Origin of the sequence: Methylophaga sp. OBS4 (assembly GCF_026319305.1) — a bacterium.
In the GTDB taxonomy this organism is placed as follows: domain Bacteria; phylum Pseudomonadota; class Gammaproteobacteria; order Nitrosococcales; family Methylophagaceae; genus Methylophaga.
Map to the genome: position 1 here is coordinate 1 of NZ_JAPDMV010000002.1, position 23,087 is coordinate 23,087.

Consider the following 23,087-nt stretch of genomic DNA (forward strand, 5'->3'; position numbering starts at 1 on the left):
ACTTGAAGCTGAAACGCTGGAAGACCCGGGCTATGGTCTGAATCAGGGTTGATAGCGTGTAGGATATGGGATCCCGGCTTGCTCAAACCCTTGCTTGCGAAAGCGGAAGGAGTCGCAGTGGCCACAGGCACGCCCTTGCGCATCGGCCTGATAACAGGATACGGTCTGACTATAATCCACGCCCAGCGTCATACCACGCTGAATAATTGCGGCTTTGCTGAGATCAATCAGTGGTGTTTCAATTTTCAGAGGCTGACCTTCCACGCCGGTTTTGGTGGCGAGATTGGCCATCTTTTCATAGGCAGCGATATATTCCGGACGACAATCCGGATAGCCGGAGTAATCCACCGCGTTGACGCCGACAAAAATAGCTGCGGCATTCAGTACTTCCGCCCAGCCCAGTGCGATCGACAGAAAGACGGTATTACGGGCAGGCACATAAGTGACCGGAATGCCTTCTTCATGCTGCTGGGGCACTGCAATATTGTTATCGGTCAATGCCGAACCGCCGATGGCCGTCAGATCGATATTGATGATTTTATGTTCTACAGCGCCGAGCTGTTTGGATAAAGCCATAGAGGCATCCAGCTCTGCACGGTGACGCTGTCCATAGTCAAAGCTGATGGTGTAACAGTCATAACCTTCGGCTTTGGCAATGGCCAGTACGGTCGCCGAGTCCAGCCCGCCTGACAGCAACACAACGGCTCGTTTCATCGGCCCTGCTGTTCTCCCCACAAATACTTGTGTAATTGAATCTGCATCCGCACCGGCAGATTATCCGCCACAATCCAGTCTGCCAGATCGGACGGTTTCAAAGTGCCATGCACCGGCGAGAAAAGTATTTCACAGCGATCCGCCAATTGATGCTCGCGCAATTTGTCGCAGGCCCAGTCATAATCCCGGCGATCACAAATCACGAATTTAAGCTGATCCTGTTGCCTGAGCAGTTCAATATTGCTGTAACGGTTTTTGCTTTCTTCACCGGAGGCGGGGGTTTTCAGATCCATCACTTTAATCACGCGCCGATCGACTTGGCTGATATCGATCGCGCCGCTGGTTTCCAAAGACACTTCAACACCGAGGTCGCAAAGGGCCGTCAACAGCGAATGACAACTTTGCTGAGCCAATGGCTCACCGCCGGTCACGGTGACATATCGTGGATGATACGCAGCGACTTGTTCAACAATGTCGCTGATCTCCATTTTCTGACCGCCATGAAACGCATATTCGGTATCACAGTAACCACAACGCAAAGGACAACCGGTCAGTCTTACAAAAACCGTGGGCAAACCTACGGTTCTGGACTCGCCCTGTAAGGAATAGAAAATTTCAGTAATACGGCACTGCGCCATTATCTTTTTACCTGGCCAGCGTTTAACGCGATTGTTGTTTAATACGATCCAGTCTGACTTTGGCAAGTCTTGCTGCAGATGTATCGGGATATTGTTCGATCACGCTGTTCAACGTGGCAATGGCACGCTGGCTGTCACCCATTTCGTCTTCGCTGAAACCACGCTTGAGCAGCGCATCCGGCACTTTAGTGCTGGACGGGTATTGGTCAATCACAATCTGGAACAAGGCAGCCGCATCGGCAAACTGCCGCAAAACATATCTGGCTTCACCCTGCCAGTAATAAGCATTGGGCAGATAAATACTGTTGGGATACTGTTCAGGGAATGCTGACAAAGCAGCAACAGCCTGTTCATACTGGCCGCTACGCAATATTTGCAGGGCTGACTGATAGGCTGCTTCACCATTTTCAACCGCTACTGGTGCAGCATCCTGGCTGGTGCCCTCTGCCGGTGTCTGAATTTCGCTGTCCAGCTCAGGTTCCGTCACACTGTCATCGGTCATCGGTGCAACAGGCTGTGGCGGCGCAGCTTGAGTCTGTTCCTGCATACGCTGATCCAGATCCAGATACATTTCACGCTGGCGCTTTTGCATCTGTTCCAGTTCATGACGCAGAGACTCATTGTCTCCGTTCAGACGCTTGATCTCGTTTTGCAACTGATCAACACGCGTGATCAGATTCATTAATCCCTGACCCTGAATAATGCGCTCCAGTCTTTCGACACGCTGCTGGAGCGGTTCGGGCTCTTCTGCCCAGCTGATGCCGGGCAGAGTCACCACCAGAATCACGGCACTGATCAGACTTTTTTTGCCGTTAAACTGCATCTTATCGACCTATATAAATGATTTCTACACGACGGTTTTGAGACCAGGAATATTCATCATGACCATCTTCAGCAGGACGTTCTTCACCAAAACTGGTGACCTGGAACTGATTGATACTGGCACCCTGCAGCATCAAAAACTGACGAACCGACAAAGCACGACGTTCGCCCAGAGCCAGATTGTATTCACGGGAACCACGTTCATCTGTATGCCCTTCCAGACGAACCGTCAAGTTCGGATTTTTAGACAAGTAGGCCGCATGCGCTTCCAGCGTGGCCTGATCTTCAACACGGACAACATCACTATCATAGTCGAAATAGACCACACGATTGGAGAGCGGGCTGGAAGGATCATTCAGTTCACTGCCACTGTATTGATCTTCACCGACAACGACCTGTGCTTCAGCGCCAAAATCACTGCCTTCGGCACCTTCACCATCAGCACCGGAAGCTTTTGCACTGAGGTCTTCAACGGCAACATCGCCTTCACCCATGCCTTTATCGGGGGTAGAGCTACAACCTGCTAACCACAATAATGGCATCATTAATACAAACATTTTTAAAAACTTCATATATATACTCCTGTGGGGGGTTAATTTCTAAATGGCGACCATGCCGGTTCGCGTACCGCGCTGCCTGATTCGCCCAAGCGTTGTTTAATTTGACCATCAACGGAAACGGCTGCCAGAACACCTTTGCCCTTTTGTGACGTAGCATACAGGATCATTCGGCCGTTCGGCGCAAAGCTCGGAGATTCATCCGCGGTGGTATCGGTCAATACCTGCACTGCGCCAGTCTGCAAATCCTGAACGGCAATATGAAACTTGCCGTTAACAGCGTGTACCATGGACATCATGCGTCCGTCCGGTGAAATATCTGCAGAAGCATTATAACCACCTTCAAAAGTCAATCGCTCGGCGCGACCACCTGTGGCGGCAACTTTATAGATTTGCGGGCGGCCGCCACGGTCGGATGTGAACAAGATTTCACGACCGTTGGGCATCCATACCGCTTCAGTATCAATAGCCTGTGAATTATGGGTCACACGTGACAACTTGCCGGAATCAAGTTCCAGCACATAGATTTCCGGATTACCGCCTTTAGACAGGGTCAAAGCCAGTTTCTTACCATCCGGTGACCAGGCCGGCGCACTGTTCAGCCCCTTGAATGAAGCGATGGAATTACGGCGACCGCTACGCAGTTCCTGCACATACACTTCTGAGTTACCGTTTTCAAATGACACATAGGTCAGACGTTCGCCATCCGGCGCCCAGTTGGGAGACATAATCGGTTGGGTAGATTGCAGAACCGTCCTCGGATTGGCGCCATCAGCGTCAGACACCTGTAACGCATAACGCTTACTGCCATCGGCATTTTTCATTTCTGTCACAAAAGCCAGACGCGTGGAAAACACCCCTTTCTCACCGGTCAGTGTTTCATAAACGATATCGGCGATCTGATGCGCCAGGTTACGTAAACCGGAGGCAGGGATCTTGTAACGCTTACCCACCAGTTGCTGTCCTTTGTAAACATCAAACAACTGGAACTGAACCTGAAAATTTTCGCCGTCCTGACTGCTTACTTTGCCGATCAGCAGACCTTCCGAACGCAACAGGCGCCAGTCGGCAAAGTTGACCTGCTGCGCCTCATGCGGTTGTGAAATCAGATCCCGTTTTTCCAAGGGGGCAAAACGACCACTACTCGCCAAATCGTTACTGATAATGGCTGAAATATCTTCCGGTGCTGCGTATCCTTCGCTGCCAAATGGCACAATCGCAATCGGCAATGCTGCTTCGGAACCACCGGTAATTTCGATGGTGAGCAGCGCATGTGCCGGCCATGGCAGCAAAGCAATCAGTAGTGCGATTGTATTTAACCAACGTTTGACCATCGCATCTGTCCTCTATTCTGGTTTAAAGATAAATTGGAAATCACGCAAAGCCGCAGCCGCCTGGGGGTCGGTTGGCTGAGGCAACGGTGCTGCTTTATAAACTGCTGATTCTGCCGAGCGATCAAATACGGCATTGCCACTGCTTTTTACCACTGAGACCTGTTTAACATCACCGCCCGGTAGCAAAGTCACGCGTAAAGTACACTGCAAACCATTTTCAGCATTGGAGGGTCGAATCCAGTAACGTTTAACCCGCTGTTTGATCATGAGCGAGTATTGATCAACCACGCCTGCAACCCGTCGAGCATCACGTTCTTGCTGCTCCTGTTCCAGTTGACGGCGCAGATCATCTTCAGCGGCTTTACGTTCGGCTTCCTCTGCCTTGCGTTTGGCCTCTTCTGCAGCTTTACGTTTGGCTTCTTCAGCCTGCTGGCGTTCTTGTTCCGCTTTACGTTTAGCTTCCTCTTCAGCTTTGCGCTTAGCTTCTTCGGCTGCGGCTTTACGTTCGGCTTCAGCTTTGCGTTTAGCTTCTTCTGCTGCTTTACGTTCTGCTTCAGCCTTGCGTTTGGCTTCTTCAGCCTGCTGGCGTTCCTGCTCGGCTTTTTGTTTAGCTTCTTCTGCCGCTTTACGTTCTGCTTCGGCCTTACGTTGGGCCTCTTCCTCTGCCTTACGTTTTTGCTCGGCGGCCAGACGCTCCTGCTCGGCTTTTTGCTTGCGCTGTTCTTCTAACTGGCGCTGTTTTTCAAGTTCGGCAATACGCTGTTGTTCAGCCTCTGCTTCCTGCTTGCGGCGCTCTTGTTCAATCCGGGCGCGCTCTTCCATATCCAGATATTCCTGTTCTTTACGTGCCAGTTCCGTCTGCGTCTGCTCCAGTTTGTCCTGTATTTTCTGCTGCCGCTCTTCTTCAGCTTCGCGTTGTTTTTTCTCCAGTTCGTCCAGTTTCGCAACTTCCCGGTCGACCAGAGCCTGATCCAGAATCGTGGCCTGAACAATTTCAACATCCGGTTGTTGTGCCAAGTGACGTGGCGCTGTATTGAAATCCATACCTACCACAAACAAAGCCAGAATGATGATATGCAACAGCAGCGAGTAGCTACCGGCCAGGAATTTTTCAACGATTGGTTTCTTCATACTACTATTGGTCGGTCGCCACCGTCTCAGGCTGTTGTGTAATCAGGCCTACACTGGGCGCGCCCGCTTTCTGCAACAGCGCCATAGCTGTTACCACATAGCCGTAATTAACAGCATTATCACCTTTCACCATTACCGGTGTCTGCGGGTTGCGCCTCAGTACCGCGGCTGTTTTAGCCATCAATTCCTGCGCACTGATAGGTTCATCCTGTGTATCACCAATCGCCACATAGAAATTGCCTTTTGCATCCACCGATACCACCAAAGGCTCGGTATTTTCATCCGGTACTTCTACCGGTTTGGCATCCGCTTTGGGCAACTCAACTTTGATGCCCTGAGTCAGCATCGGCGCGGTGATCATGAAAATAATCAACAACACCAGCATAACGTCAATATAAGGCACCACATTGATCTCACCCATGGGTTTGCGACGTTGTCGTATGCGTTTATGTACAGCCATTGTTAACCCCGCGGTTAATCCTGTTGACGCTGTAAAATGGAAGAAAACTCCTCAAGGAAGGTATCGTAGCGATTGATCAGACGCTCCACTTCATGTGAGTAGCGGTTGTAGGCAATAACCGCCGGAATCGCCGCAAACAGCCCCATCGCTGTGGCTATCAACGCTTCCGCAATACCGGGTGCCACCATCGCTAAAGTCGCGTGTTGCACATTACCCAGAGCACGGAACGAGTTCATAATGCCCCAGACAGTACCGAACAGACCGATATATGGACTGGTGGAACCGGCAGTAGCCAGAAACGGTAACGACGTTTCCAACTGGTCAATTTCACGTGCCAGAGAAATACGCATGACCCGCTGCGACCCATCCAGCACATAATTGCTGCCATTGGCAAATTTCTTCAAGCGTACGAATTCTTTGAAGCCAACTTCAAAAATGCCCTCCATACCGCGGCTGGCATGTGGGCGGGAAGAAATATCTTCATAAAGGCGATTAAGTTCATTGCCAGACCAGAACTTGTCTTCAAACGCATTGGCATCGCGCTTGGCCTGCTCCAGTTCGCTTCTTTTACGAAAAATAATTAACCAGGAATAAAATGAAATCAGCAACAACGCCAGCATCACCAGTTTAACCAGCAGACTGGCTTCGGTAATCAACGTTATCAGGGATAGATCAGCAGTCACCGTGCATCTCCGTCAGAATAAATAAAGGTATAGATTGTGGACGAAAGGAATCAGCGTCAAGACACGCAATTCTGACTGACGCTTCACACAACAGTTCCTCACCACGATAGATAATTTGTTCAAAATGCATACTAGCACCAGAGGCTTTCAGTAAACGTGATCTGATCAACAAAGCATCGTTAAATCGGGCCGGCCGACGGAAATTCAACTGCATTGAATGCACTGCAAACAGGCAGCCATGCTCGGTTCGGAGTATATCTTGCTCAAAACCCAGTTCACGCAACCACTCGGTTCTGGCTCGTTCCATGAAGTTAAGATAGTTGGAATGATACACGACTCCGCCGCTGTCAGTATCTTCATAATAAACACGGACCGGCCAGTCAAATTTTTGCATTGTTACTCACCGTCAAGCGTGATAGCGGGCGTCAATCCCAAATGCAGCCATGCTCTTTTTGTCGCCACTCTTCCTCGCGGCGTGCGCATAATAAATCCTTCCTGGATCAAAAAAGGTTCCAGCACATCTTCGATTGTGCCGCGTTCCTCACCGATGGCGGCCGCCAGGTTATCAAGCCCGACCGGCCCGCCTTCAAATTTTTCAATAATCGCCAACAATAATTTACGATCCAGCATATCAAAACCGAAATTATCCACGTCCAGCAAATCCAGCGCCTGACGGGCGATTTCGGCTGTCACTTCACCGTCAAATCTCACTTCGGCATAATCCCGCACCCGCCGCAGCAGACGGTTGGCAATACGCGGGGTTCCCCGTGAACGGCGGGCAATTTCGTTAGCACCGCTTTTATCCAGATGAACATTAAGAATACCGGCGCTGCGCTGCACAATGGTGCTCAAATCTTCACTGTTATAAAACTCAAGCCGCTGCACAATTCCGAAACGATCCCGCAGCGGTGAAGTCAATGAGCCGGCACGGGTGGTTGCGCCCACCAGCGTAAACGGCTCCAGATCCAGTTTAATGGAACGCGCTGCCGGTCCTTCGCCGATCATAATATCTATTTGATAATCTTCCATCGCCGGATATAACACTTCTTCCACCACCGGGCTGAGGCGATGTATTTCATCGACGAATAAAACATCGTTGGGTTCCAGATTAGTCAGTAACGCCGCCAGATCACCGGGACGCTCCAATACCGGACCGGAAGTCTGTCGGAGATTCACCCCCATTTCATGGGCAATAATGTTAGCCAGTGTCGTTTTACCCAGACCCGGCGGACCGAATATCAAGGTGTGATCCAGCGCTTCCTTACGCTTTCTGGCCGCAGACACAAACAACTCCATCTGCTCGCGTACCACCGGCTGGCCGATATAATCAGCCAGTGTGAGCGGGCGGATAGCCCGATCAAAGCGTTCTTCCTCACCGTTGGCTTGTGCTGTGATAAATCGCTCATCCATGCTCAGTTTCTCTGCAAGGCCTGACGAATCATTTGCTCGGTAGACATGCCTTCGCTGTCAAAGCTGCGCAGCATCTTATCCGCTTCAGCAGCTTTATACCCCAACGCCATCAAGGCTTCCACCGCTTCATTTTTAGCCCCTGTAACCACTGCACTGCCGGTGACAATCGTATCCAGTCCCATCGCGGCGCTGACTTCTTTCAGGCGATCGCGCATTTCAACGATCAACCTTTCCGCTGTTTTCTTACCCACACCGGGCAAACGGGTCAGACTGGCGGTGTCGCCGTCCTGCACACTGCGGGCAAAGGTATCGACATCACTGCCGGATAAAATCGTCAACGCCAGTTTGGCACCTACGCCGTTAACCTTGAGCAGGCTGCGAAACAGTAAACGTTCACGCTCGGAGGCAAAGCCATAAAGCAATTGTGCGTCTTCGCGCACTACCATATGCGTAAACAGGGTAATTTCTTCGTTAACAGCGGGAAGATTAAAAAAGGTCGACATCGGCGCTGACAACTCATAACCGACACCTTGTACATCCAACACCAGTTCGGGCGGTTGTTTTTCTATGATAATGCCACGCAAACGTCCAATCATCGACTATATCGTCCTCCGCGACGGGTAGTGCGCATGCCTTCGGGCAATTTGCGCTGACTGCTGCCGATAGCAGCGTGATGCGCATGTGTCAGCGCACAGGCCAGCGCATCGGCTGCATCTTCTTCCGGTAACTCCGGCAGGTTCAGAATCACTGACATCATATACTGGACCTGATCTTTTTTCGCGTGGCCGTTGCCGACCACGGCTTTTTTGATTTGGGTGGCACTGTATTCATAGACACTGAGCTGCTGACTCACTGCCGCGCAAATAGCCGCGCCGCGTGCCTGCCCCAACTTTAATGCCGAATCGGCGTTTTTGTGCAGAAACACTTTTTCCACCGCCATCATATCCGGCTGGTAGCGCTGAATCAGATCGGTCAGACCTTCAAATATCTGCTTCAGTCTGTCGGTAAACTCGCCGTTGCCGACTTTCAGCCGGCCGTTAATGACGTGTTTAATTTGTTTTCCTTCCAGTTCGATGATGCCGAAACCAGTTTTACGTGAGCCAGGATCAATTCCAAGAATACGCGGCATACCCTGTGGCATCAGCTATCGAGCTGGGCCATCACCTCATCGGAGAAATCAGCATTGGAATACACTTCCTGCACATCATCCAATTCTTCAAATGCTTCAATCATGGCAATCGCCTTTCTGGCATCATCCACATCCAGGCTTACCGTGGTATCCGGATGCATGGTGACTTGAGCTGACTCGGCTTCCAGTCCGGCCGCATCCAGCGCATCTTTCACCACCGCATATTCTTCCGGGGTGGTGAAGACATCTATCGAACCATCGTCATTGGTGACGATATCTTCGGCACCGGCTTCCAGCGCCGCTTCCATCACCGTATCTTCATCGGTGCCAGCGGCAAAGCTGATGATGCCTTTTTTATTAAACAGATAGGCAACTGAACCATCGGTACCCATATTGCCGCCACGCTTGGTAAACACATTGCGCACAGCGGCCACGGTGCGGTTACGATTATCGGTCATGCAGTCCACCATAATCGCCGTACCGTTAGGGCCGTAACCTTCGTAACGAATTTCCTCGTAGCTGACCCCTTCCAGTTCACCGGCGCCCCGTTTGGTGGCGCGCTCAATGACATCTTTGGTCATATTATTGCCCAGCGCCTTGTCAGTCGCCGCCCGCAAACGTGGGTTGGAAGCCGGGTCGCTTCCACCCATCCGGGCTGCAACGGTGATTTCCCGGATCAGCTTGGTGAACAATTTGCCGCGTTTGGCATCCTGCGCGCCTTTTCTATGCTGAATATTCGCCCACTTACTATGACCTGCCATTGCTGTTACTTACCTCTTTGTTTGTTCGTTCCGGCCCGCACCGGCCGGATTTGAAAATTCAGGAGCCTGTCGGATTTAAGTGTTCGTAGCGAGGGAAAGTCCGGTTTGAGGCAGTTTTTGTGCGCTTACGAGGCGAATAGCCGTTCTCTTTAACGAGAAAGCGCGCAAAAAATGACCAAATCCGGCTTTTCCGCAGTAGAATCATCTTAAGTCCGACCGGCTCCTATGACTAGCCGATCAGTGTATTCCAGTTCTGATACACCTCACTGCGACCCAGAACCTGATCGAAATACATGGATTGCAATTGTTCGGTGATGGACCCCCGGCTGCCTCGGCCGATAGCACGGTTATCCAGTTCACGGATCGGCGTGACCTCAGCTGCGGTACCGGTAAAGAAAGCTTCATCGGCAATGTATACCTCGTCGCGGGTAATACGTTTTTCCACCACTTTCAGACCAATATCTCTGGCCAGCGTCATCACCGTATCACGGGTAATGCCTTCCAGCGCTGATGTCAGTTCCGGTGTATACAACACACCATCACGCACCATAAAGAAGTTTTCACCACTGCCTTCACAGACAAAACCCTGGGCATCCAGCAGTAACGCTTCGTCGTAGCCACAACTGACCGCTTCCTGCAAAGCCATCATTGAATTCATGTAGTTGCCGTTGGCCTTGGCTTTACACATGGTGATATTGACATGATGACGGGTAAAAGATGAGGTTTTGATGCGGATACCTTTGGTCATGTTTTCTTCGCCGAGGTAGGCTCCCCAGCTCCAGGCCGCCACCATTACATGGGTGTTCAGGTTATCAGCACGAATACCCATGCCTTCGGAACCATAAAAACACATGGGTCTGATATAGGCCGATTCCAGCTTGTTCTCACGCACCACAGTTCTTTGCGCTTCGTTCAGGGTGTCTTTGTCAAACGGCATGGGCATGCCCAGGATCTTGGCACTGCGGAACAAACGGTCAGTATGTTCCTGCAAACGGAAGATCGCGGTACCGTTATCCGTGTTGTAGGCGCGCACACCTTCGAACACCCCCATACCGTAATGAAGCGTGTGCGTTAAAACGTGAACCTTCGCTTCACGCCACGGCACCAATTCACCATCCAGCCAGATAACGCCGTCACGATCTGCCATTGTTGCTGCTACCATATGCTTAAATTCCAAGTCTGTCTGTTAATCTGATCTGGTTCAGGATTCGCCCAACCAGCGCTGCCAAATTCGTTCTACCTGCGGTGGATAATCTGCCACTTGCGATACGGGGATAAGGGCCGGCCGCTCCTGCAGAACACAATGATTGGCTTCGCTACGATAGTAACGATAAGCCTCTGCCAGCATTTCGCCCTCGGTTTGATCAAGCTTGCCGGCGGCGACCAACGCATCCAAAATCTTGATATTATCGGTGTAAACCAGTAGTTCAGGCAAGTTTGCTGACCAGGCCAGCACCGCATATTGCACCATAAATTCAATATCAGTGATACCACCTTTACCCTGTTTCAGATCAAATAGTTGGCTGTCGCTCTTATCCAATTGCTCACGCATCCTGGCACGCATGTCGCTGACCTTAGCTGCCAGTGCTTTCTCATCACGCGAAACAGCCAGAACCTGTTTACGAATCTGACTCACTTTTTGCGCCAGATGGCTATCGCCGACCACACTGCGCGCACGCACCAAAGCCTGATGTTCCCAAGTCCAGGCTTCATGTCGCTGATATTCGGCGAAACCGGATAAGGGACTGACCAACAGACCGGAAGCACCGCTGGGCCGCAAGCGCATATCAACTTCATACAAAAGGCCGCCCGGGGTAACCGTGGTCAACAGATGAATCATGCGCTGGGCCAGCCGGGTGTAAAACACCATCAGTTCTACCGGCCGGTCACCGTTGGTCATCCCCTGCTGCGTATCATCAAAGATAAAGACCAGATCCAGATCAGAACCATAGCCCAGTTCCAGTCCGCCCAATTTGCCATACGCCAGAATCGTAAAACCGCATTGTTGCGGATCATCATTATCGGTAATCGGCGGGTATCCATGACGCGCCACCAAATGCGCCCAAGCCAGTTTCCAGACACGTTCCAGCAGGATTTCCGCCAGTTCGCTGAGCTGATCGCCTACCCGCATCAACGGCAATACGCCGGCGACATCGGCTGCTGCAACATGCAACGTGGCAATCTGCCTGAACTCACGCAGACGGTTCATCTGCTGTTCCAGATCATCTTCATCCACTGACGACAGAAACTGATTCAGCAAAGCCTGCTGCTGCTGTTTTTCCGGCACTTCATAAAGCGAACGCGGATCCAGCAGCTCATCCAGCAGCACCGGGAAACGAGCCAGTTGGTGACTGATCAGCGGACTGGCAGCGCCCAATTTGATCAACTGTGACAACGCCAGCGGATTTTCCACCAGCAACGACATATACGCGCTGCGGCGCATAATAGCCTCGACCAAAGGCATCAGCCGTGACAGACATTCATCGGCATTTTCAACGCCCGCCGCCGCCTGAACCAGTAACGGCAACAAACGTTCCAGCCGACTACGGCCGGTCTGACTGAGATTCCGGCACACATGCAGGTTCATCAGCCTGTCCAGTACTTCCAGACAAACTTGCGGCTCCTGATAACCACAGTGCTGCAAATAACTCAGTTTTTCTTCTTCACTGGCATTCAATAGGGAAATGTTATCGGTAGCAGCCTCATCTTCTGCCTGCGGCGCAGCCAGCAATTGCACAAAATGATCATGTACCTGCTGACGGTGTTGCGACAAAACTTCAGTAAACGCATCCCAGCTGGCAAAGCCCATACTGCCGGCAAGGCGCTCGCGTGCCGACTCAGTTTTAGGTAATACATGGGTTTGTTGATCGGCCCAGGCTTGTAATCGATGCTCAGTCCGGCGCAGAAAATCATAAGCTTGCTTGAGCTCAGTCACGGCATAGTCAGAAAGCAGGTTTCGTTCTGCCAGTAAATCGAGAATGGTCAGAATCGGCCGTTGCTGCAACGGTTTATCCCGCCCCCCGTAGATCAACTGAAACACTTGGCCGACAAATTCAATTTCCCGAATACCGCCGGCGCCCAGCTTGATATTGTCTTCCATGCCCTTGCGATGGAGCTGGCCGGCAATCATCGACTTCATCTCCCGCAGGGAATCAAACATGCCGTAATCATGATAACGTCGGTAAACAAAAGGCCGCAGCATATTGGTAAGCTGTGTCTTAGCCTCATCGGTGCCGGTAACTGGCCGCGCTTTAATCATGGCGTAGCGTTCCCACTCCCGGCCCTGGGTCTGGTAATACTCTTCCATCGCATCAAAACTGGTCACCAGGGCCCCGCTGTCGCCAAATGGCCGCAGCCGCATATCAACCCGGAACACAAAACCATCCACCGTCTTATTATCCAGAGCCTGAATCAGCTTTCTACCCAGACGGGTGAAAAATTCTGCATTGGTCAGGTTTCGGCCTCCTCCTTGCGTTTCGCCTTCTTCCGGATAGGCAAAAATCAGGTCGATATCGGAGGAAAGGTTGAGTTCGCCGGCACCGAGCTTACCCATAGCAAGCACCACCAGATATTGCTCGTTTCCATCATCGTCATACGGCGTACCATTAACAGCCGTCTGCCAGGGGTACAACAAGGCCAGAGTTTGCTGAATACAAACATCAGCCAACGCAGACAAGTCACACATCGTCTCGGCTAGATCAGCCCAACCAGCCAGATCGCGCCAGATAATACGCACCATTTGTTGCTGGCGAAAACGCCGTAACTGGCGGTGCAATGCCTCTTCATCGTTAACCCCGCTCAGCATAGCCGTGAGTAGCTGCTGATAATCGTTGAATTCAAATGCCTTTTCAATCAGGCCTGATGCCAGTAATTGTTCGGCTTGGCCGGCTTGCCGCTCACCCCACTGTTTAACAAAATCACTCGCCGTCAACACCGAAACGGCAGAATCATGCAACGTCGGGTTTTGTAACAATACTGTTTGCCAGGACTCCGGCATGGTGAATGTTGATGTCATGGGTTCTCCATCAGGACCTGTTTATCCAAAAACAGCTACTTTAACCGTAACTGTTTGCTTCACCAAACATGAAACACTTCACACCGTTCAAACCTTATCGGATTCATTTTGCAGAACCGGTCACAATAGCAGGCAAAATCAATAGTCGAACATATAGATATTTGTTATTGTCCAATTAGTTGCGAAGACACTGCCGTGTCTAGCAAATTACTCAACTTCGATTAAGGAGCAATTATGAATTTCTTCAGGCGCCTCGGAAAAGTCGTACCTATACTGTCGATTCTGGCTTTGTTGAGTATTCACATGGCCCCGTTGCAGGCAGCTATGGTTGACAATGAAACCTTGCTGGCACAGTCCCAACATGAACTAACTGTACAGCAAGTCCTTAATACCCTCGATCGTCAAGACATACAAGATCGACTAGTTGCAATGGGCGTAGATCCTGCTGATGCTAAATCACGTATCAGTCAGATGAACAATGCCGAACTGGCCCAAATCGCAGAAAACTTTGAACAAATGCCCGCGGGCAGCGGTGCTGGCAGTATTCTAGGGGTATTGCTCGTTATCTTTATAGTTCTGGTGGTTACCGATATGTTGGGTGCGACAGATGTATTCGCATTTGTTCACAACATCAATCGCTAAAACCACCCCGCTGATGTTAATAAAAAGCGCCAGATTTCTGTCTGGCGCTTTTTTTGTGATGCTGCTGAGTGCCTGTGCCAGCACGCCACAGACCACCAAGCTGATAAATGAGCAACCCGCTGACATCCCTGCCCAGGTCGAACTGAGTGAGGTGGCTTTTTTCCCTCAGAAAAAATATCAGTGCGGGCCAGCGGCACTGGCCACCATACTGGATCATCAGAAAATTAAGGCTCAGCCTGAGGATCTGGTGAACCGGGTGTATATTCCCGAGCGCAAAGGCAGTCTGCAGATAGAGATGATTGCCACCGCCCGCAGTTATGGTCTGATGACGTACAAACTTGCCCCCGAACTCAAAGAGTTGCTGACAGAACTGGCCAACGGTCACCCCGTGCTGGTATTTCAGAACCTGTCACTGCCATGGATTCCACGCTGGCACTATGCGGTTGCCGTCGGTTACGATTTGAATCAGCAACAACTCATTTTGCGCTCTGGTGTTGAGGAGCGTCATATCGTCAGCTTTGCCACCTTTGAGCAAACCTGGCAGCGCGCTGAATACTGGGCTTATGTAGTCATTAAACCCGGGCAGATCCCGGTCACAGCGAATGCACTTTCCTACACCCAGGCTGCCAATGCGCTGATGAAAACAGGATTTAAGCAGGAAGCGCTGACAGCCTACAGACAAGCCGCGCAGCACTGGCCTCAGCAGGTCTTGCCGCAGATGGCACTGGGCAATGCTGAATATGCCGTCGAAGACTATCCGGCTGCGGAAAAAGCTTTCAGTCGGGCCATTGCCGTTGAGCCTGATAATGCCCAGGCCTGGAATAATCTGGCCTACACATTAAGCGCCAGGCAATGCCGCGTAGCGGCCATCAAAGCCATAGGCTGTGCGGTCAGACTGGCGCCGGATGATGACAATATTGCAGCCAGCCTGAAAGAAATCGTCGGCCAACGTGAAATCCCCCCCGGTCAGTGCGACGTACCTCAGTGTCCGCTTTATTATCAGTAGACGTTGCAGGCTTGTGCCTTGTCCTGACTTTTACATGGGCTCTGATACACGCATTTCCAGGTTGTTTTGGTATAAACTCAAGTCGATTTCGGTGCTGAAATCAGTATCAAAAATCCAGTACCCAGATTACCGGCTTGTATGCCGATATGTCCGAATGTCTGATTACCGGCTTTCATCGTGATGATAACAGTGTGGTTCTCTGGCCGTGCCCGATAACCAGGTTCCCAGCGGGTCCAGGCTTGCGTGAAAATAATAAAAACTTCTTGTCCGGACAGTTATTTGGGTCTAACCTAATTTTCAGGTAAGGAAAAACTCAATCTGGACATGATTTAGTCCGGACTTGAATAGACAGCTGCCAACATTTTTTATCCGAGGATCAAAAATGTGCAAGAAATTTTTCATTCTGCTCACAGTCCTGCTTCACCTCTCCGCCAGCAATGTGCTCTGGGCACAAACAGACGCCCAAATAACGGTTCTCTACGATGCCTTCGGCAAGACTTCTTCATTGAAAAAAGACTGGGGCTTTGCGGCGCTGATCGAATATGACGGCAAGCACATCCTGTTTGATACCGGCAATAATGCCGAGGTTTTTGCCCACAATATAGCCGCGGCAGGGATTGATCTGAGCAGCCTGGATTTTGCGGTGATTTCGCACCGGCATGGCGATCATATGGGCGGCCTGACCCATCTGTTAAAAGTGAACCCGGGACTGAACATTTATGCGCCGCAAGAAGGTTTCGGTGTCTTCGGCGCCACGCTGCCCGGCGACTTTTATCCCGGTAACGAGGCTTTGCCTCCGGAAAAGCGTTATTTTGACGGCAAACCACCTGAGACTCTGACCTTTGGCAGTGCCTGGCCCACAGCCAAATTCAGCTGGATTGGCGAAACCGGCGAAATCAGCCCCGGCATTCACCTGATTGCGCTGGTCGGCAACTGGGGCACCGATCTGGCGGTACGTGAACTGTCATTAGCCATCGACACCCCGAAAGGCATCGTCCTGGTCGTAGGATGCAGCCACCCGACCATAGAAAAGATTGTCGAAACAGCCATAGCCACACTTCATAAACCGGTACATCTGGTTCTTGGCGGCACACATTTATTGCCGGCTTCGGCCAGCGAGATCCACCGGATTGCCACGGTTCTGCATGACAAACTTGATGTGCACTGGATCGCTCCAGCCCACTGTACCGGTGAACCTGCTTTTGAGATCTTGCAACAAACATTTGCGGATCATTATCTGTATGCCGGTCTGGGCAGCACGATAGGCTTCGACCCGGACTTGGATATGCCTCAAGGCCAAACCGCTTCCTCTGCAACACCCGATAAAAATGATGCGCTGATCTACCGTTTACTTAGTGCGGCGGAAGCTTTCCACTCAGATCGGCAGCAGCTCGCAACTCAGCAATAACAAGGACAAACCGGTTTATGGAACGAACCCAATCTATAAGAACACAATATATCGCTCACCATATCGGGCTGATAATCGGTGAGAAATACTTGTAACTTTGAAGACAGTTAACACAATCAGCAGTTAAGCAGTTTTAAAAGCAGCAACACAGCATCTATATGCGAAGGAGTGCGCGTGATGACGGAGCTATTACATATTCTGCATCTGGAAGACGATGCTGATGATGCCTATCTTGTACAAATTGCCCTCGACTCAGGCGGCATTCCGTGTGAAATGCATGTAGCTGCCAGCCGTGAGCAATTTCTCGATACACTGCATAAGCGACCGCTTGATCTGATCTTGTCTGACAGTAGTATTCCCGGCTTTAGCGGGCTGTCGGCACTGAAAACCGCACGTAAAAGTCATCCGGATATCCCTTTTGTATTTGTCTCGGGCTATGTCGACCAACTGAACAGTACCGCTATGCAGGAAATAGGCGGGGCGGGTTATGTCCCCAAGACGGATCTGGGTCAACTGGTCCCAACCATAAAACAGATATTGAGCAATCCGCCACCTACAGCTCAAACCACGGTCAGCCCGACCGGCGACAATCCTGTCGACCGACTTATCAATATCGTCCAGGCACTATCCATGGCCCGTAACCTTGATACGGTGATGAACATCGTGCGGCGCGCGGCCCGGGATCTGACAGGGGCCGATGGGGCCACATTTATCCTGCGGGAACGCGACCTCTGTTTCTACGCTGAAGAGGACGCCATCGCTCCGTTATGGAAAGGCAAGCGTTTTCCGATGTCGGCCTGTATCAGTGGCTGGGTCATGATGAACAAACAGCCTGCAATAATCGAGGATATCTATACCGACGCGCGTATACCTGCCGATGCTTACCGCCCGACTTTTGTAAAAAGTCTGGCGGTTGTCCCCATACGTAGCGATGCGCCGATAGGCGCGATTGGCACCTACTGGGCTGTTCAGCATCACGCCAGCCCCCAGCAGGTGAAACTCTTGCAGTCCCTGGCTAACAGCACTGCCATCGCCATGGAAAACGTGCAACTCTATAACGAGTTGGAACAGCGCGTGGATGAACGTACAGCCCAGCTCCATGAACTGAACAGCGAACTTGAAGCTTTTTCCTACTCCATATCTCACGATCTGCGGGCGCACCTGAGACATATTGATGGCTTCAGCCAGTTACTTCTGGCAGATTCGGGCAAAAATGAACTGAATGAAACCAGCAAAGCGCATATCGCTCGAATAAGTCATGCCGGTGCCCGTATGAATGACTTGATTGATGATCTGCTCAAACTGTCTCAAATTACGCGCTCAGAGGTCAGCCGTTCCCCTGTTGATGTTTCACAAATGGCACATGACATTGTAGAAGGCCTGCAGGCCGCCATGCCTGAACGCCGGGTAACAGTAACAATAGCCCCTGGCATGAAAGCTGAGGCGGATAAAGGATTATTACGTGTGGTGCTGGAAAACCTGTTTGCCAATGCCTGGAAATATACCGGCAATGTCGGCGATGCCCAGATCCGCTTCGGGATAAATAATAATAGTGAACAGCAGGCGGTATTCTTTGTACAAGACAACGGCGCCGGTTTTGATATGAGCTATGCCGACAAACTATTCGCTCCTTTTCAGCGTTTTCATGCTGAGAAAGAGTTTCCGGGCAATGGTATCGGCCTGGCCACAGTGCAACGAATTATCCGCAAACATAATGGTCGGATCTGGGCCGATGCAAGCCAAGGGAAAGGCGCTACCTTTTTCTTCACTCTTGGCCAGACAGCGTCCGGATAAATCCAAAAAGCTTGAAGACGGTGACATCTTACCCGCCATAGCAGGCTTCTACCCCGCTTTGTTTATTCGCCAATCAAGACTCGCGGAATGGAAGTGGCTTTCAGCTTTTGCTGTTGTCAATAACTCCACGTCTACAACGGTGACGTCTTCGATTAAGAACTCCCTTTTAACTCTCATAGAGACGGCCGCCGCAAGGTTCGTGATTATACGGGTTGTGCTGCAACACAACCCACCCACACCCGTAATGACTGGCGAGGCAATAGCTTAATAAAAAAAAAAGCCCCAACCCGAAGGTTGAGGCCTTTTTAAAACAAAAGCTTGAACGACTGTTACATCATGCCGCCCATACCGCCCATACCACCCATATCAGGCATTGATGGACCTTCATCTTTTGGCAGGTCAGCAATCATCGCTTCGGTAGTCAGCATCAGACCGGCAACTGAACCGGCATTTTGTAATGCGGTACGTGTTACTTTAGTCGGATCCAGAATACCCATGTCGATCATATCGCCATATTCACCAGATGCTGCGTTGTAACCGAAATTACCTTTACCTGCGGCAACTTCGTTCAGAATTACAGACGCTTCTGCACCTGCGTTAGTCGCGATTTGACGCAGAGGCTCTTCCATCGCACGGCGAGCCAAGGTGATGCCCATATCTTGATCGTGGTTGTCACCGCGTAGCTCACCCAGCAGACCTTCTGCACGAACCAGAGCAACACCACCACCAGGTACCACACCTTCTTCAACCGCGGCACGGGTCGCATGCAACGCGTCTTCAACACGTGCTTTCTTCTCTTTCATTTCCATTTCAGTTGCAGCACCGACTTTAATCACCGCAACACCGCCAGCCAGTTTGGCCACTCGTTCTTGCAGTTTTTCTTTGTCGTAATCTGAAGAAGATTCAGCAATTTGGGCACGGATTTGTTCAACACGCGCGGTGATTTCATCACCACGGCCAGCACCATCAACGATGGTGGTGTTTTCTTTGCTGACAGTAATTTTCTTGGCTTGACCCAGATGATCCAGCGTCACTTTCTCCAGGCTCAGACCGACTTCTTCAGAAATCACGGTACCGCCGGTCAAAACAGCGATATCTTCCAGCATCGCTTTACGGCGGTCGCCAAAGCCAGGGGCCTTAACTGCACAGACTTTAACAATACCGCGCATGTTGTTGACAACCAATGTCGCCAGGGCTTCGCCTTCCACATCTTCAGAGACGATCAGCAAGGGACGGCTTGATTTGGCAACGCCTTCCAGAGTTGGCAGCAGTTCACGAATATTGGAGATTTTCTTGTCGAACAGCAGGACATAAGGATCTTCCAGTTCTGCTGTCATGGTTTGCTGGTCGTTAACGAAATACGGAGATTGGTAACCACGGTCGAACTGCATACCTTCAACCACATCCAGTTCGTTTTCAAAACCACTGCCATCTTCAACAGTGATAACACCTTCTTTACCGACTTTTTGCATTGCTTCGGCAATGATGCGACCCACAGAAGCATCAGAGTTAGCAGAAATAGTACCTACCTGGGCAATAGCTTTATCATCATCACATGGAGAAGACATGGCACGCAGTTGCTCAACTGCCGCCTGCACTGCTTTGTCGATACCGCGTTTCAGGTCCATTGGGTTCATGCCCGCAGCGACCGCTTTCATACCTTCACGCAGGATGGCTTGAGCCAGAACCGTCGCTGTGGTGGTACCGTCACCGGCAGCATCAGAAGTGTGCGAAGCCACTTCTTTGACCATTTGTGCGCCCATGTTTTCAAACTTGTCTTCCAGCTCAATTTCTTTAGCAACTGAAACACCATCTTTAGTCACTGCAGGTGCGCCAAAGCTCTTGTCCAGAACCACATTACGACCCTTAGGACCCAGCGTTACTTTTACCGCATTGGCCAGAGTATTTACGCCTTTAACCATCAGGTGGCGCGCATCGGCGCCGAATTTGACTTCTTTAGCAGCCATTTTTATTCCTCTTATTCTTTAAAAAATGCAAATGAATCCAGAAGATTAACATTCAATAACAGCAACGATGTCATCTTCACGCATTACCAGCAGTTCTTCACCGTCGACTTTGACTTCTGTACCGGCATATTTACCGAACAACACTCTGTCACCGACTTTCACTGCCAGGGCACGTACTTCACCTGAATCAGTGATTTTTCCATCACCTGCAGCAATAACTTCACCGCGGGAAGGCTTTTCTGCTGCGTTATCCGGGATAACAATACCACCCGGGCTGGTTGTTTCTTCTTCCATGCGACGAACAATCACACGATCATGAAGGGGACGAAGATTCATCTGTAATTCCTCCGAAAAATGTCTATTTAATGACCAACGTAAGTTTGGAACCCTATAAATGGGGTTATAAAACCCGCTTTCAAGGGCTTGAGATAAAAATTTTTGGTTTTTTTCGTCTTTCTTTATCGCAGCTGATGCGGATCATCATCATCAACCACTTCACCCTCAATAATGCTGGATTCATCATGAGAAGATGGGGGCGAGCGATGTTGGTGGAAATGGGCCGAACTGTGCTGCCTGAGAATAATCTGACTGTTTTTCAAAATCTGCCGGATCATCGACTGTCGGACTGGCGGTATCAACAACAAAAAACCCAAGGCATCGGTGACAAAGCCGGGAGTCAACAATAAGGCACCACTTATTAATAAGGTCAGCCCTTCCAGCATTTCAACAGCCGGGAGCTCGCCACGCGCCATGACTGTTTGCGCACGTTGCAGCGTGCTAAATCCCTGCAAACGTAAGAGAAAGGCGCCTATCACAGCGGTTCCGACCACAAGAAAAACCGTCCAACCCGCACCGATCACTTTGCCGACCTGGATCAGAAAGTAAATTTCTACCAGGGGAATGATCAGAAACAACAAAAATAAAAACCGAAACATGACTTTTCCTAAATTAGGAGTTCATTGGTTGATATTGGGACAGTCGCCGACTTTTCAAGGTTGCCGCTGCGGTTGTAGCCAAAAAGCCACAAAAATGCCGATTTGTATCGTTGTCACGAAACTGTCACAAAACTTTAATCACGGTGAAACATTTCGGGCATAAGGTGTGCGGGACTTCGGCATTAACACCGAACTTGATAAACCAACCAAGAGGATAGTCCCTTGAAACTGAAAACGACATCTTTATTAATAGCAGGCACCTTGTTCGGTGCGGCCATGCTGCCGGCACAAGCCAACAACGATGCCATGATAGACCTATTGAAGGTCCTGCGCGACAAAGGCACTATCAGTGCACAAGATTACGATTTGCTGGCTAATGCAGCAAAAGCTGACAAGGAAGCCACCGAAGCAGCGCAAGCCGAAGTGAAAGCAGAAGTCAAAGAAGCAACTGCTGATATGCCTAAGATCACTACCAAAGGTAAGCTGGTTGTTGAAGATCGTGAAGGTAACTGGTCATTCCAGCCTATCGGTCGGGTGATGTGGGATGCGGTAACCGCAGATGCAGACACTGGCAGCGAGAGCGATGATGCAGAAGGCACTGAATTACGCCGTGCCCGTCTGGGTTTCGAGGGTGCTATCTACAGCATGGGTTACAAATTTGAAGCTGATTTTGCCGGTGGTGATGCTTCTATCAAAGATGCCTATATCAGCTACGGTAACAAACTGACCGACAACACCAAATACGGTGTCAAACTGGGTCAGTCTCATATTCCTTTTGGTCTGAACACCAAAATCAGCTCCAAATACATGAGCTTTATGGATCGCCCCTTGTTTGCTGACAGCAGCATCTCACCTGCTCGGGAAAGCGGTGCAGTAGTCTCTGTCAACGACAAAGATTATAAATGGTTACTTGCTGCAGGCCTGACAAATGGTGGCTTGAGTGATGGCGAAACAGACAATAACGGTAGCACCTTTGCTGTCCGCGGTTCATTCGTACCTTATATGCAGGACAGCACTCACCTGTTGCAAATTGGCGCCGGTTACCTGACCAAAGGCGGCGGCGACTCCTTCAAATTTGATCAACGTCTGGTAAGCCACATTGATAATTCCAAACCGCTCAGCACCGGCACAGTTGCTGCGAGTGAGTTTGACGGTTCTGATGCGTTTACCGTTGATGCCATGGGTGTGTTTGGTTCATTCCACACAATGGCGGAATACATTGATTACAGTATCGAGCGTGAAACAGCAGACGATATCGATATCGACGGTTACGCGGTTGAAGCGGGTTACTTCCTGACCGGAGAATCGTTGAAATGGAAAAAGGGTTATACCTCAGGCATTTCACCTAAATCCAAATACGGTGCATGGCAAATCGCCGCCCGCTTCGAAAATCTCGAAATCCAGGACTCACAGGCCGGTGATGACGAAGCAGATAAATTCACCATCGGTGTCAACTACTACCCGACTCAAAACACCCGTCTGATGCTGAACTACGACAAGGTTACCGACCTGACTGTAAACGGTGCCGGCACGAGTATAGAGCCTTCAGCACTGAAATTCCGTGCCCAGGCTTACTGGTAGAGACCGGTTAGTTACTCTCTCGATTGGGCCTCACCCTTACAGGTGGGGCCTTTTTTTTTTGCCGGCAAGTCCGGCTGTCATAAAAACTTCATCTGATTGT

23 protein-coding genes are annotated in these 23,087 nt (G+C 50.6%); 5 read left to right on the top strand and 18 right to left on the bottom strand.

The window, feature by feature from the left end:
- Positions 1 to 42 precede the first annotated feature (42 nt).
- The 15 genes from queC to glnE form a co-directional block, all read right to left on the bottom strand.
- Positions 43 to 714, bottom strand: a complete 672-nt coding sequence (queC, locus tag OMP95_RS00580) for a 7-cyano-7-deazaguanine synthase QueC (protein WP_266324816.1) — start codon at positions 712 to 714, stop codon at positions 43 to 45.
- Positions 711 to 1,355, bottom strand: coding sequence for a 7-carboxy-7-deazaguanine synthase QueE (gene queE / locus OMP95_RS00585; RefSeq protein ID WP_416234620.1), 645 nt, complete (start codon positions 1,353 to 1,355; stop codon positions 711 to 713). The genes queC and queE overlap by 4 nt, the downstream gene beginning before the upstream one ends.
- Positions 1,356 to 1,374: 19 nt before the next feature.
- Positions 1,375 to 2,175 (bottom strand): tol-pal system protein YbgF, encoded by an 801-nt coding sequence (gene ybgF / locus OMP95_RS00590; RefSeq protein WP_266324820.1) that lies wholly within the window; start codon positions 2,173 to 2,175, stop codon positions 1,375 to 1,377.
- Between the two features lies 1 nt (position 2,176).
- Entirely contained in the window at positions 2,177 to 2,746 is a 570-nt protein-coding gene (pal, locus tag OMP95_RS00595) for a peptidoglycan-associated lipoprotein Pal (protein ID WP_266324822.1), read from the bottom strand.
- A gap of 20 nt (positions 2,747 to 2,766) precedes the next feature.
- Positions 2,767 to 4,065, bottom strand: coding sequence for a Tol-Pal system beta propeller repeat protein TolB (gene tolB / locus OMP95_RS00600; RefSeq protein WP_266324824.1), 1,299 nt, complete (start codon positions 4,063 to 4,065; stop codon positions 2,767 to 2,769).
- 12 nt (positions 4,066 to 4,077) lie between these two features.
- On the bottom strand, positions 4,078 to 5,196 hold the full coding sequence (gene tolA / locus OMP95_RS00605; RefSeq protein WP_266324826.1) for a cell envelope integrity protein TolA: 1,119 nt from the start codon (positions 5,194 to 5,196) through the stop codon (positions 4,078 to 4,080).
- A 4-nt stretch (positions 5,197 to 5,200) separates the two neighbouring features.
- A complete protein-coding gene (tolR, locus tag OMP95_RS00610; RefSeq protein WP_266324828.1) occupies positions 5,201 to 5,656 on the bottom strand; it encodes a protein TolR in 456 nt (151 codons plus the stop codon).
- 14 nt (positions 5,657 to 5,670) lie between these two features.
- Positions 5,671 to 6,339, bottom strand: coding sequence for a protein TolQ (gene tolQ, locus OMP95_RS00615; protein ID WP_266324830.1), 669 nt, complete (start codon positions 6,337 to 6,339; stop codon positions 5,671 to 5,673).
- Positions 6,329 to 6,733 (bottom strand): tol-pal system-associated acyl-CoA thioesterase, encoded by a 405-nt coding sequence (gene ybgC, locus OMP95_RS00620; RefSeq protein WP_266324832.1) that lies wholly within the window; start codon positions 6,731 to 6,733, stop codon positions 6,329 to 6,331. The genes tolQ and ybgC overlap by 11 nt, the downstream gene beginning before the upstream one ends.
- A 2-nt stretch (positions 6,734 to 6,735) precedes the next feature.
- Positions 6,736 to 7,749, bottom strand: a complete 1,014-nt coding sequence (gene ruvB, locus OMP95_RS00625; RefSeq protein ID WP_266324834.1) for a Holliday junction branch migration DNA helicase RuvB — start codon at positions 7,747 to 7,749, stop codon at positions 6,736 to 6,738.
- Between the two features lie 2 nt (positions 7,750 to 7,751).
- A complete protein-coding gene (gene ruvA, locus OMP95_RS00630; protein ID WP_266324835.1) occupies positions 7,752 to 8,345 on the bottom strand; it encodes a Holliday junction branch migration protein RuvA in 594 nt (197 codons plus the stop codon).
- Positions 8,342 to 8,878, bottom strand: a complete 537-nt coding sequence (gene ruvC / locus OMP95_RS00635) for a crossover junction endodeoxyribonuclease RuvC (RefSeq protein WP_266324847.1) — start codon at positions 8,876 to 8,878, stop codon at positions 8,342 to 8,344. Before ruvC ends, ruvA begins: the two co-directional genes overlap by 4 nt.
- An 11-nt stretch (positions 8,879 to 8,889) precedes the next feature.
- Positions 8,890 to 9,639 (bottom strand): YebC/PmpR family DNA-binding transcriptional regulator, encoded by a 750-nt coding sequence (locus tag OMP95_RS00640; protein ID WP_266324849.1) that lies wholly within the window; start codon positions 9,637 to 9,639, stop codon positions 8,890 to 8,892.
- A gap of 229 nt (positions 9,640 to 9,868) precedes the next feature.
- Positions 9,869 to 10,801, bottom strand: coding sequence for a branched-chain amino acid transaminase (locus OMP95_RS00645; RefSeq protein ID WP_266324851.1), 933 nt, complete (start codon positions 10,799 to 10,801; stop codon positions 9,869 to 9,871).
- 39 nt (positions 10,802 to 10,840) lie between these two features.
- A complete protein-coding gene (gene glnE, locus OMP95_RS00650) occupies positions 10,841 to 13,654 on the bottom strand; it encodes a bifunctional [glutamate--ammonia ligase]-adenylyl-L-tyrosine phosphorylase/[glutamate--ammonia-ligase] adenylyltransferase (protein WP_266324853.1) in 2,814 nt (937 codons plus the stop codon).
- A gap of 234 nt (positions 13,655 to 13,888) precedes the next feature.
- Between glnE and OMP95_RS00655 the strand changes: the two genes are divergently transcribed.
- From OMP95_RS00655 to OMP95_RS00670, 4 genes are all read left to right on the top strand, one after another.
- Complete coding sequence (locus tag OMP95_RS00655; protein ID WP_266324855.1) at positions 13,889 to 14,296, top strand: DUF6627 family protein; 408 nt, start codon at positions 13,889 to 13,891, stop codon at positions 14,294 to 14,296.
- Entirely contained in the window at positions 14,262 to 15,302 is a 1,041-nt protein-coding gene (locus tag OMP95_RS00660; protein WP_266324857.1) for a PA2778 family cysteine peptidase, read from the top strand. The genes OMP95_RS00655 and OMP95_RS00660 overlap by 35 nt, the downstream gene beginning before the upstream one ends.
- A 382-nt stretch (positions 15,303 to 15,684) precedes the next feature.
- Positions 15,685 to 16,710 (top strand): MBL fold metallo-hydrolase, encoded by a 1,026-nt coding sequence (locus OMP95_RS00665; protein WP_266324859.1) that lies wholly within the window; start codon positions 15,685 to 15,687, stop codon positions 16,708 to 16,710.
- A gap of 177 nt (positions 16,711 to 16,887) precedes the next feature.
- On the top strand, positions 16,888 to 18,504 hold the full coding sequence (locus OMP95_RS00670) for an ATP-binding protein (RefSeq protein WP_266324861.1): 1,617 nt from the start codon (positions 16,888 to 16,890) through the stop codon (positions 18,502 to 18,504).
- A gap of 329 nt (positions 18,505 to 18,833) precedes the next feature.
- On the opposite strand, the gene groL is transcribed toward OMP95_RS00670, so the two are convergent.
- From groL to OMP95_RS00685, 3 genes are all read right to left on the bottom strand, one after another.
- Entirely contained in the window at positions 18,834 to 20,471 is a 1,638-nt protein-coding gene (gene groL / locus OMP95_RS00675; RefSeq protein WP_266324863.1) for a chaperonin GroEL, read from the bottom strand.
- 45 nt (positions 20,472 to 20,516) lie between these two features.
- Complete coding sequence (gene groES / locus OMP95_RS00680; protein ID WP_266324865.1) at positions 20,517 to 20,807, bottom strand: co-chaperone GroES; 291 nt, start codon at positions 20,805 to 20,807, stop codon at positions 20,517 to 20,519.
- A gap of 122 nt (positions 20,808 to 20,929) precedes the next feature.
- Entirely contained in the window at positions 20,930 to 21,406 is a 477-nt protein-coding gene (locus tag OMP95_RS00685; RefSeq protein ID WP_266324867.1) for an FxsA family protein, read from the bottom strand.
- Positions 21,407 to 21,628: 222 nt separating this feature from the next.
- Here OMP95_RS00685 and OMP95_RS00690 point away from each other — a divergent pair, with 222 nt between their 5' ends.
- Positions 21,629 to 22,987 (top strand): OprO/OprP family phosphate-selective porin, encoded by a 1,359-nt coding sequence (locus OMP95_RS00690; protein ID WP_266324869.1) that lies wholly within the window; start codon positions 21,629 to 21,631, stop codon positions 22,985 to 22,987.
- Positions 22,988 to 23,087: the final 100 nt, after the last annotated feature.